The organism is Victivallis sp., assembly GCF_048170485.1.
Classification (GTDB): Bacteria; Verrucomicrobiota; Lentisphaeria; order Victivallales; family Victivallaceae; genus Victivallis.
The window spans coordinates 23301-35083 of the sequence record NZ_DBEXAY010000010.1 but is presented as its reverse complement, the minus strand read 5'-3'; the positions used below and the strand labels follow the sequence as shown (position 1 = coordinate 35083).

Below are 11783 nucleotides of genomic sequence, written 5' to 3'. Positions count from 1 at the left end.
CCTGTGTTAAATTTGTATCATCTGAATTTGAATTTTATCATTGACGCCTGCCGCTGTTCCAGTTATAGTAATCGAAACACAGGGAGGTTTGCAATGGCCGTTCAGAAATATTTCATCAGTCGGGACCCGGTTCTTTACGAGGCGTGGCCCGACGTCGCGTTGACGCCCGGAGGAAAATTGATCGCGGTCTTCAACGAATGTACCCATCATATCGATCGCAGCTACACCCGGATCATGCTGACCGAATCCACGGACCGTGGACGGACCTGGTCTGCGAAACGGCCGCTGACTCCGGCGGCCCGGAAGCCGGAGTGTTACTACAATTGCCCGCGCATCACACTGTTGCGCGACGGGCGGCTGGTGATCATCTTTGACCGGATGGAGTGGGGGGCCGGCGGCGAGCAGACGCAGACAGCCGAAAATTATCTCTGCTTTTCCAGCGATGATGGCGCCACCTGGAGCGAACCGGTCAAGACGCCGCTCCTCGGCATCGTGCCGGATAAACTTCTCGAACTCGACAACGGCCGCTGGATCATCTCCGCACATCATGCGCAGGATGGCGCACTGGCGCAGTTCCTCCGCTGGTCCGACGACCAGGGGAAGAGCTGGAGCGAACCGGTCACGGTGGCGAAGGATCCCGCGTTTCAGCTTTGCGAAGTCTCTCTGCTGCCGCTCGGCAACGGCGTGATCGCCGCGTTCCTGCGCGAAAACAGCGGGCGCGGGCTGGACTGCAAGAAGACGCTCTCCTTCGACAACGGCGAAAGCTGGGGGCCTTTGATCGACTTCCCGCTCCCCGGTTGCCATCGTCCCGTCGCCGGGATGCTGCAGGACGGCTCTATTCTGATCACCTACCGGTTCCATCAGGGCGGCATGGGAGGATTCGGAAACAGTACACAGAACTTTTTTGCCGCGTTGACCGACCGGGATTCCGTCCTCTCCTCTTCGCGGTGGGAAGCGCGAGCCCGGATTCTGCCGATCGATTACGATCGCTCCTCTCACGCCGATCTCGGATATTCCGGCTGGGTCCAGTTCCCGGACGGGGAGATCTACATCGTCTATTACATCGTCGATGACGCGGTGGACCGGGGGCAGATTCGCGGTTGTTCGCTTCAGCCGTCGGATTTTTTCCTCCCCTGAGCAGCACCAGAACGTGATTTTATTTATAGGAATTCAAGGAAGCATATCATGAAAATCGAACATCTTTCCGGATTGATCGCCGCTCCTTTCACGGCATTTCATGCAAACGGTGAACTCAACTGCGAGATGATCGCCCGTCAGGCGGATTCTCTCGTCGCCGACGGCGTCAAGGGGGCCTACATCTGTGGAACCACCGGCGAGGGAATCTCCTGCTCCGTCGCGGAACGCATCGCGATCATGGAGGCGTGGACCGCTGCCTCGCGCGGGCGGTTGAAGCTCATCGCCCACACCGGTGCGCTTGCGCTCGGTGACGTCGAGGTCCTCGGCCGCGAGGCGCAGCGTCTGGGATTTTACGCCACTTCGGTGGTTCCTCCCTGCTACTTCAAACCCGGCAGTGTCGAAGCGCTGGTGGAGTTCTGCGCGGCGGCGGCTGCGGCGGCTCCGGAACTGCCGTTCTACTACTACCACACGATGAATTCCGGCGTGAATCTTTCGATGGTGGAATTTCTGGAGAAGGCCGACGGGCGGATTCCGAACCTCGCCGGCATCAAATTCAACCACCACAATCTTTACGAGTATCAGAACTGCCGCTGGGCCTGCGACGGCAGATACGATGTCATCTACGGCGTCGACGAGTTCTTCGCCGGAGCGCTGGCGGTCGGCGCGGAGTGCTTCATCGGCAGTACCTACAACTACTCCGCGGAACTCTATACCGCCGTATGGCGCGCCTTTGAAGCCGGCGACCGGGCCGCCGTCCTCGCGGGGATGCACAAGATCTGTCAGGGGGTTGATCTGCTCAACCGGCATGGCGGCCTCGCCGCCGGCAAGGCGATGATGCTGGTCAAGGGGATCGAGTGCGGAAATCCGCGGCTGCCGTTCCTGCCGTTGCCGGAAACGGAACGGCGGGAGATCGCCGCGGCGCTGCGGGAGATTCTCGAACGCTGAAACAGTCCGGTACTGTCGAAAAAAGGGCTGTCGCATAACCATCAGGTTTTGCAACAGCCCTTCTCTGTTTTCAGAACTGTTATTCCAGTTCGACCAGCACGCAGAGCAACGCCTTGCTGTAGTTCATCATCGAACCGCTGAAGGTCCAATCCGTGTTTTTGCCCGGCGCATTGCCGATGCCGCAGTCGGCACGGTTGCCGCCGCGGAACTGATTGAACGCGAACACGGTCTGCTTCTCCCGGTAGTTGTGGACCTGCATCGAACCGTAACCGTTGGCAGGATCCTGCCGGCGGTCGCCGAAGTCGAACACGTCGTTGCTGGCTCCCGGAATCGCTTTCTCATTCGGCTGAGCGTAATTCGCCGCCCAGAACTCGATGTTTCCATCCTCAAACTTCCCGGTCTTGACGCCCGGGACATTGCTGGCGACTTCCAGATTCTTCACGATCGTCTGGAAGATTGCACCGGTGCTGTAGACCGGGACACCGAGCTTCTTCGCATCCGGAGAGAATGCATCCATCGATGCGAACACCCACGACTCTTTGCCGTCGTTCCCGGTAAGCTGCAGGAAGTAACCGACCTTGCGGACCTTGCCGGTGAGCGCGGCGGAGTCGTCGAACTCGTAGCTGACGTTTTCGCCCTTGACGCCGGTACGCAGATCGCAGCAGTAGAGCGGCTTCATGGCCGCTGCCGCCGGGACCTTCGCATTGACCAGCGCCATGACGGCATCGGCTTTCATGCGGGGACGCTCTTTGACAAAGACGTAGAGCTTCGCCTCTTTGTAATTCCGGGCGGAACCGGTGAAGGTCCAGTCGGGATTCCGGCCGGGAGCATTGCCGATGCCGAGATCGCTGTTTTTGCCCGCGTCGAATTTGTTATAGGCAAACACCGTCTGACGCGCCCGGTAGTTGTGGATCTGCATCGAACCGTAGCCGACGCCCTGATTCGGCTGATCGCCGAAATCATAGGTGCTGTTGTTGGCGCCGGGAATCCGGGCCGAATTGTTCGTGCCGTAATTGCCGGGCCAGAATTCGATGTTGCCTTCTCCGATGATGCCGGTTTTGATGCCGGGGACATTCGAGAGCACCCGCATATTCTGAATCCGGGTCTGGAACATGGCATTCGCCGATTTGACCGGAACACCGATCTTCTTCGCGTCGTTGACGAAGGGATTCATGGAAACCGCCACCCACTTCACTTTGCCGTCGTTGCCGGTGAGCACCGCCAGATAGGTGATTTCCGTGAGGTTGCCCGTGACCCCGGCGCTGTTGTCGGCGAGGTAATTGACCTTGGTGCGGTCGCCGAAGCCGGAGCCGCTCAGAAGATTGTACTCATAGACCAGTTTCGAGGACTCTTTGAAGTAGGAGACCAGTTCGTCAAGCACGACCGGAGGCTCGATCCGGAAGGCGCCGAGCGGCAGGCCCGCTTCGTTGGCGAGGGTCGCTTCGTCGGTTTGATCCCACATGTAACGCAGCGACTTCGGTGCCTTCACCTTGTCGGAGCCGACCACGAGGCTGGTTCCGCGGATCTCGACGGAAGCCGGATAGAAAACACCGTCCACCGCCGCAACTTCAAAGTTGGCGGCCGGCTTGTTGTTTTTGGTGGTCCACTGCTCGACCGCATTGAAGTCGAGAATGAACTTGCCGTTCTCGATACGGTGCGATTTCAGCGTGGGGGAGTCCGCCTTGAGGTTGCTCATGCCGTAGTCGCGTTTGAGCGCGAGCAGGGCGAGCCGTTCTCCCACCGTTTTTTTGTCGCTCGGATGGATATCCTTGAGGTTGCCGACGTCGTTGATGACCGCCATTCCGGCATCTTTTTCACTTTCGGCAAATTTCTGCTGTGCCTCCCAGATCTGGGGCAGGCGGGTCTTGTCGCCGCCGTAGGTGAAGGGGGCGAGCTGAGCGAAATACAGTTTGAAGTCCGGGTTGAGGAACACCTTCTTCCAGCCGTTGAGCAACGCCTGCATCTTCTGCGTGTAGAGCGCTCCGTCGCCGAGGTTGGCTTCGCCCTGGTACCAGATGGCGCCGCGCATTGCATAGGGGACGAAGGGATAGATCATCCGGTTGTAAAGCACGGTCGGCTGCTGATGATTGGTATACGCCTTGAGTTCATTCGGATACGCCGGCGGCGGCGGGGTCACTTCCCCCTTGGCGAGTGCGGCTTTGCACTTTTCCATCCACTCGGCGTAAGCCTTTTGCGTCGCTTCGTTGATCTTTTTGTAATCAGCAGTACCGGGCAGCTTGGCATTGACGTCGCGTGCGATGCCCGCCAGTTCCGGCACCGAATTGAAGCCCTCCGGCGGGGTCCACGGCTCGATCCGGGTGCCGCCCCAGTGGGAGCTGATCAGACCGATCGGAATGTTGAGTTTCTGGAAAAGTTCACGGCCGAAGAAGAAGCCGGCGGCGGTGAACGGCGCGATGTTGTCCGGGCGGACCGGCTGCCAGGTGATTTTGAAATCGGTCCGGGGCAGCGTAGACCAACCGTACGGACGCATCTGGGCAATGCGGATGAGCGGGAAGTTCGACTGGGCCGCCACCTTGTCTCCATCATAGTGGCGGAACCGGGGATTGCCTCCCCAGAGCGGGAGCTCCATGTTGGACTGCCCGCTGCAGAGCCAAACCTCACCCACCAGAACATTGGCGACCGAAAGTTTATTCTCTTTGCCGGAAACCTCGAGCGTGCGGTTCTCGCTGCTCTCCTTCATCGGAGCAAGCTTCACCATCCATTTGCCGTCTTCACCGGCTTTCGCACTCACGCTCTGATCGGCAAATTTGACGGTAACCTCTTCGCCGGGATCGGCTTTTCCCCATACCGGAACTTCCATTCCGCGTTGAAGCACGGCGTTGTCGGTGAATACCGGCGCCAGCTCCACTTTTGCCTCCGCCGCAAATGCGAACATCGCACATGCGCAAGCAGGAAGCAACCATTTGAATTCATGCATTTTTGCCACCTTTCCCCTGGGTTACGTGTTTGAGTATCTCCAGCCGGAAGTATTCCAACCCCTCTTCGGGATCGAACGCTCCGACCACTTCACCAAAGCGAAACATCACCAGTTTCCCCGCCTTGCTGCCGGCCAGCCCAAGATCGGCGTCGCGCGCTTCTCCCGGGCCGTTGACCGCACAGCCCATCACCGCGATTTTGCGCAGATGGATCGTCGCCCCCTCGGCCTTGATCTCCGCCACCAGCTCCTCCACTTTGTTGGCCAGCCCGATGAGATCAATTTCCGTGCGGCCGCAGGTCGGGCAGGAGACGATTTCCGGGCTGGCGTCGCGCAGGCCGCACGCTTCCAGAATGCGCCGTCCGGCGATCACCTCCTCGTCCGGCGGGGCGGTCAGGCTGACCCGGAGCGTGTCGCCGATCCCTTCCAGCAGCAGCGCTCCGATTCCGACGGCGGATTTGACGATGCCGCGGCCGGGCGTCCCCGCCTCGGTCACGCCGATGTGCAGAGGATAATCGGTGCGGGCGGCAAACTTCCGGTAGGCCGCCACCGTCACCGGTACGCTGGAGGATTTCAGCGCCACCTTGATCTCCGTCACGCCGAATTTCTCCAGCAGAGCGCACTCGTTCATGGCGGAAACCACCAGCGCTTCCGCCATGGCGTCGTCATGGGAGAGCCCACGCTCCATCATGCGGCGAATCACTCCCGGGCGGAGACTGCCGGTGTTCGCGCCTACGCGGATTGGAACTCCGTGGCGGACTGCGGACTCCGCAACCAGCCGGATGTGTTCCGGAGAGTCGAGATTGCCGGGGTTGAGACGGATTGCCGTCACGTGACGATCGATGGCCCGCAGGGCGAGCCGGTAGTCAAAGTGGATGTCGGCGATGACCGGAATCGGACTTTTTTCGGTGATTTCCGCAAGGGCGTCCGCGGCGGCTTCGTCCGGCACCGCGACCCGGATGATCTCACATCCGAGCCGGGCGAGGCGATTGATCTGATCGAGTGTCGTGGCGGTGTCGCGGGTGTCGGTGTTGGTCATCGACTGGATCGACACCGGTGCATCGCCGCCGACTTCGACGGTGCCGATCCGGATTTTACGGCTGTTTCGGCGTTGGATTGGCATTCGTTTTTTCTCCGACAGATTCCTTTGCGGCCGGAACGTCGCTCCGTTCCGGGAAGATCGAATAGTAGATTCGTTTTCCGTCGAAGAAGGTGACGTAGAGCATCAGGCTGATTAGCAGCGTCACAAAGATGGTGGAGAGCACTTTCACCACCACAACCGGCAGCGGTCGCCGGAAGATAATCTCAATCAGACCGAAGAGGATGTGACCGCCGTCGAGCACCGGCAGCGGGAACAGATTGAAGATCGCCAGCGCGAAGGAGATGACCACGACAAAGTAGATGCCGCTGATGAGCGAGGCGCTCCGCACCGAGTTGAACAGCACCAGCCCCATGCCGAGCGGGCCGGACATGTGGCTCGGTTTGAGCGTGCTGGTCTGTTCGGTCAGACCGAGCCGGTTGCCCAGCCGGACCAGAATGCCGCGCAGAGACTTGTAGCTCATGTCGATGGTCGAAACGAACTGCTGAATCGGCGTCGGATGGTCCAGCAGGGAGATTGTCACCCCGATTGTGTGCGGCGTGATCAGCCGGGCCGCCAGCGTGACCTCGCTGGTCTTGCCGTCGCGCTCATAGGTCAAGCGGAACGGGGTGCCCTTGAGTTTGGCAATGGTTTCGCTGAACTCTGCCGGCGCGGTAATTTTTCTGCCGTCCACTTCGAGCAGCCGGTCGCCCGGTTTCAAACCGGCGGCGAGAGCGGCGGAGTAGGGCATGACGCCGGCGACGGTGACGCCGCCTTCCGCTCCGGCCGGCTGCATATAGATGCCGGTCATGTAGCGGCTGAATTCCGGCCCCGGGGAGGGAGTGACCGGCTCCGGACGAACGGTTACTTCAACCGTCTCATCCCCGCGGCGCAGCGTCATTCGAATCGGATTGTTTCCGGCCAGATTGATGCCGAAGAGGAATTCATCGAAGTCGACGATCGGCATACCGTCGATCGCCACGACATAATCTCCCGCCTTGATGCCCGCCTTTTCGGCCGGAGAGCCTTTTTCCGGCACCAGTTCGAGCGGAATGAGCGGCTGGAAGAAGGGCCAGGCGATTTTTTCGCTGCGCAACCGGCCCGGCGCGTTCGGATTGTCCACCGGCGTGTAGGAGATGGTGACCGGTTTCCCGTCGCGGATCACCTCCAGATCAACTTTGCCGATCGAGAAGAGAATTTTGCTGACGAACTGCGCCCAGGTCGAGAAAAAGGGTTCGCCGTTGATTTTGACGATCTTGTCCTCCGGCCGCAGACCGGCCGCATACTCCGGCCCCGCCGGATCGACGGAAAGCACGGTGATCTCCCGCATCTTCGGGCTGTCCTGCGGCATGCCGATCCACCAGACGAAACAGGCGATCAGCAGGCCGGAAAGGATGTTAAACAGCGGCCCGGCCACCGCGGTGATAATCCGGTCAATGGCCTTGGCGCGCGGCAGTTCCGTGCCGTCGGCGGCTTTGGGGACCGCGTCGGTGGCATCCACCTGCGGCAGCTCGACATAACCGCCGAAGGGGAGCCAGCCGAGCCGGTATTCCACCCCGTTGATCTTCTTTTTCCAGAAGGGGCGGAATCCGAGCGAAAAGGCGTCGATGTGCATTCCCCGCCACTTTGCCGCGAGAAAATGACCGAGTTCATGCGAAAAAATACAGAAGCCGATCGCAATGAAGACGAAAGCCAGCGCCCCGATCGACAGCAGAATATCCATCACTTGTTCCATACAACTCTTTCCATAATAATCCGGCAAAATTCTGCCGGGAATGAACTACGCAAAAATTTCCTCGAAATCATATCATACTTGATTTTTATCTTTTTTCAAGGGAATTTTTGTCAGATATTTCGTGATTTACCGCTTTTTTCCTCTCCATCGGCAGGATACGGTAGACGCTGATCGCGCCCCGGATCCGGTTTCGGAAACTTTTCCAATCGAGACGTTCCGGTTCGTCGCAATGCAGAATCAGTGTTGCGGCCTGATATGGCTGCCTTCTGATGGTATACGGCAGAGTCAACCAGGAGTTCATGCGCAGATGCGTCGGATATGCCAGGTAAAACTCCTGAATGAACTGACGGAAAAGATTGCTCTGCAATGGGCGAATCACCACCAGCAGATCGCTGCCAGCGGGAGGAGTGCTGAAAATTTCAGAAAGACGGTAACGGCATACCGTGAAATCCGGGCCGATCTGTTCCCGGGGAACGGAGTTTATCTCCTGCAGATGCAACGGCCGACTGCCTCCTTTTATATCAATTCCATTCAAATGTCCAGGCGGCAGGAATGAAACGAGGCTTCGTTCCCGCTCCGTATTGAGCAGACGTTGCCGGTAATCTTCGACCGCCCCCGGATGGTTGTTCCAGCAATAGGGATACCCGTCGCCGGCGTCCAGCTCGAAAAGTTCCTCCGGAGCGAGACGGCGAAGCTCTTCATGGAGCAGATACCAGTCGCGGACCGGCCACTCCTTTGCATTCTGCTTCCCGTTCCAGAAGAGCAGGGCGGCCAGCAATAGAAGGAGGAGTGCGGAACTCCAGGGCCGGGGGAAACGCCGGTACAACCGGCGGAAAATCGCCTCCGCCCCCATCCCCGCCAGGATCGCGGTAGGAACTGTCAGCGGCAGGTAGACGCGGGCCCCCCCCGCATTGGTGACGAGTGCCGAACCGAATGCAACCACATAAAAAAGCAGCAGCGGCCGGCTCCGGCGGCTCCGCAACAGGAGTCCGCAGAGTGCGAGCAGCAGTACCGCCGGACCATTCAACTGCATCATGGTGTCGGCAATCAGCTCCAGAAACTGTTGGAATCCGGTGACGGGGATTCCCCAGACCCGCGCCGCCTGAAGCGCCTGATAGTTGACTCCGTACCAGAGGGCGGTCAACACGACGCCGAGCGTCAGCACGGTCCGCAACGGCAGGCGGGAGAACGGAAGGCTCCGGCAGAGAAAATAGCCGATCAGCGCGATGACACCGAGGTAGAGAATCGAGGTGGGCAGCGTCAGAATCGCTCCGGCCCCACCGAGAAACACCATGATTTCGGGAAGGAAACGGGGTTTTGCCGGTCGAAACTTCCGCGCCAGCAGAAATCCGGCGGCGAAGAGCAGTAGAAAAAACAGTTGAATGCTGTATCCCCGCGCCTGCTGCGCGTAAAGGATGACCGGCGTGCAGAGCGCGAAAATCAGCGTGGCAACCCAGGCGGCAAGCCATTTCCGGCTCCACAGAAAAGCGACCAGCGCCATCAGCGGCAATGCTCCCAGCCCTGCCAGCAGAGCGGGCAGACGGATGCTCCATGGCGACTGGAAGAGCGTGGCGCATATCCAGACGCCCAGTGTGTTCAACGGATGGTTGTTCGGCAGCGCGAGGTCGGTGAGAATCCGGGAAAGCGGCAGAGGGGCGAAATTTTCCAGCGTCCAGATTTCGTCGTACTCCAGTCCGGAAAAGAGATGAGTAAGACGCGCGGCAATGCCGATCAACAGGACACCGCCCCAGAGCAGTCGGTGGAGTCGTCGATCCCGGGGGGGAGGGGCACTGGACATTCCGTTTCTCCTGGTTCAAAGTTGCTTACTGTAACGCTTCTGCAAAACGTCGCGCCTCGGCATCGGCATTGCGGATGGTTTCCAGATCACGCTGCGGTTCGGGGTGGTGGGCATGCATCGTCGCCTCGATGATCGCCCAGATCCGGGCAAAACCGATTTCGCCGCGGCGGAACTTCTCCACCGCCACTTCGTTGGCCGCATTCATCACCGCCGGCATGGTGCCGCCGCACCGCATCGCCTCTTCGGCAAACTCCAGCGATGGAAACCGGTTCCGGTCGGGCAGCTGGAAATCGAAATGCAGCCCGGCGGAAAAATCCAGTTGCGGCAGTCCCCCCACGGCAGAGCGCTCCGGCCAGGTCAGCGCGTACTGGATGGCAAAACGCATATCCGGTTTCGACATCTGCGCGATAAAACTGCCGTCGCACAGCTCCACCATCGAGTGGATCAGCGACTGCGGATGAATCAATACCTTGAGCCGTTCCGGCGGAATTCGAAAGAGGTGATGCGCCTCCACCAGCTCCAGCGCCTTGTTCATCAGCGAGGCGGAGTCGATCGTCACTTTGGGCCCCATGTTCCAGGTCGGGTGCGCGAGAGCGTCTTGAAGCGTAGCCGCGGCGATCCGCTCTGCGCTCCAGTGGCGGAACGGTCCGCCGGAAGCGGTGAGCCAGAGCTGTTTGACTTCAGGGGTTCCCCGGCCGGCAAGGCATTGGAAAATCGCCGAGTGCTCGCTGTCCACCGGAACGATCGAGCCGCCGGGCGAGGCGTCCAGCTCCCGCCGGATGAGTTCCCCGGCCATGACCAGCACCTCCTTGCTGGCGAGGGCGACCTGTTTCCCCGCCCGGAGCGCGGCGATCACCGGCTCCAGCCCGCCGGTTCCGACGATGGCGCATACAACGATGTCGGTTGCCGGTGCGGTGACCAGCTCCTGCACCGCTTCCCATCCGGCGGCGCACGGCTGGTCTGCCGGAAGCTGTGCTTTCAGCTCCGCCAGCCGGGCGGGATCGGTCGTGATGACGGTATCCGGATGAAACTCCGCCGCCTGCGCCGCCAGCTCCCGGAGGCTGCTCCGTGCCACCAGACCGGCAACGTGGAACTGCTCCGGATGGGCCCGCAACACCGCGGCGGTACTGCGGCCGATCGAGCCGGTGGCTCCCAGAACGACGACGTTTTTCCGTTTCATTTTGACTCCACCATCAAAGTTACCGGGCCGTCATTGTGAATTTCGAGCTGCATGTATGCTCCGAATCTGCCGGTTGCGACCGGTACTCCCAGTTTCTTCACTTCGGCAATGAACGCTTCATAGAGCGGAATTGCCACCTGAGGTTCGGCGGCTCCGCCGAAGAAGGGACGCCGCCCCTGGGTGCAATCCCCGTACAGCGTGAACTGCGAAACGATCAAGGCCGCCCCGCCGGTTTCCAGCAGCGACCGGTTCATCTTGCCCGCCTCGTCTTCGAAGATGCGCAAATTTGCGCACTTCGCGGCGAGCCAGGCGGCGTCCTTCGCTGTGTCGTCGGGTGCGACTCCGAGCAGGATCACCAGCCCCGGACCGATTTTCCCCACGGTTTCCCCGTCGATGACGACGCTGCCCGCCGTCACCCGCTGTACCAGCGCCCTCATCGGATCAGCCGCGTGAATTCGTTGCGGGTGGCCAGCTCACGCCGGAAGGAGCCGACCATCGAGCTGGTGGTCATCACCGAGTGCTGTTTTTCCACACCGCGCATCTGCATGCAGAGGTGGCGCGCCTCCATGACGACCCCGACGCCTTCCGCATCGAGGATCTCCATGATCGCTCCGGAGATCTGCCGGGTCAGACGCTCCTGAATCTGAAGGCGGCGGGCGAACATATCCACGATGCGTGCGACCTTGCTCACGCCGAGAATTTTCTTCTTCGGAATGTAACCGACATGGCATTTGCCGAAAAACGGCAGCATGTGATGTTCGCACATGCTGAAAAATTCGATGTCGCGAACAATGACCATGTCGTCCGATTCCGCATCGAACAGCGCGCCGTTGACCACTTCAGTCAGATTCTGCCGATAACCGCGGGTCAGAAACTGCAAACTCTTTTCCACCCGTTTGGGAGTGTCCCGCAATCCTTCGCGGGCGGGATCCTCGCCGATTGCCAGCAGAATGTTTCTGATTTCCTCTTGCATTC

At 60.1% G+C, this 11783-nt stretch carries 9 protein-coding genes; 2 read left to right on the top strand and 7 right to left on the bottom strand.

What is annotated here, in order from left to right; genetic code table 11:
• Positions 1–93: 93 nt before the first annotated feature.
• Entirely contained in the window at positions 94–1137 is a 1044-nt protein-coding gene (locus ACMLHG_RS00580; protein ID WP_417169185.1) for a sialidase family protein, read from the top strand.
• A 48-nt stretch (positions 1138–1185) separates the two neighbouring features.
• Positions 1186–2082, top strand: a complete 897-nt coding sequence (locus ACMLHG_RS00575; protein ID WP_417169184.1) for a dihydrodipicolinate synthase family protein — start codon at positions 1186–1188, stop codon at positions 2080–2082.
• A 79-nt stretch (positions 2083–2161) separates the two neighbouring features.
• On the opposite strand, the gene ACMLHG_RS00570 is transcribed toward ACMLHG_RS00575, so the two are convergent.
• The 7 genes from ACMLHG_RS00570 to folE form a co-directional block, all read right to left on the bottom strand.
• The gene (locus tag ACMLHG_RS00570; RefSeq protein ID WP_417169183.1) at positions 2162–5020 is read right to left on the bottom strand and encodes a 9-O-acetylesterase; all 2859 of its coding nucleotides are present in this window, start codon (positions 5018–5020) and stop codon (positions 2162–2164) included.
• Positions 5013–6140, bottom strand: a complete 1128-nt coding sequence (gene ispG, locus ACMLHG_RS00565) for a flavodoxin-dependent (E)-4-hydroxy-3-methylbut-2-enyl-diphosphate synthase (protein ID WP_295810317.1) — start codon at positions 6138–6140, stop codon at positions 5013–5015. Before ispG ends, ACMLHG_RS00570 begins: the two co-directional genes overlap by 8 nt.
• Entirely contained in the window at positions 6112–7830 is a 1719-nt protein-coding gene (locus tag ACMLHG_RS00560; protein WP_295810314.1) for a site-2 protease family protein, read from the bottom strand. The genes ispG and ACMLHG_RS00560 overlap by 29 nt, the downstream gene beginning before the upstream one ends.
• An 85-nt stretch (positions 7831–7915) precedes the next feature.
• On the bottom strand, positions 7916–9628 hold the full coding sequence (locus ACMLHG_RS00555; protein ID WP_417169182.1) for a hypothetical protein: 1713 nt from the start codon (positions 9626–9628) through the stop codon (positions 7916–7918).
• 25 nt (positions 9629–9653) lie between these two features.
• Positions 9654–10808 carry a 1-deoxy-D-xylulose-5-phosphate reductoisomerase gene (gene dxr, locus ACMLHG_RS00550; protein WP_417169181.1) on the bottom strand — a complete coding sequence of 385 codons (1155 nt, stop codon included), beginning with the start codon at positions 10806–10808 and terminating at the stop codon, positions 9654–9656.
• Positions 10805–11245, bottom strand: coding sequence for a D-aminoacyl-tRNA deacylase (dtd, locus tag ACMLHG_RS00545; protein WP_295810304.1), 441 nt, complete (start codon positions 11243–11245; stop codon positions 10805–10807). Before dtd ends, dxr begins: the two co-directional genes overlap by 4 nt.
• Complete coding sequence (folE, locus tag ACMLHG_RS00540; protein WP_294435182.1) at positions 11242–11781, bottom strand: GTP cyclohydrolase I FolE; 540 nt, start codon at positions 11779–11781, stop codon at positions 11242–11244. The genes dtd and folE overlap by 4 nt, the downstream gene beginning before the upstream one ends.
• Positions 11782–11783: the final 2 nt, after the last annotated feature.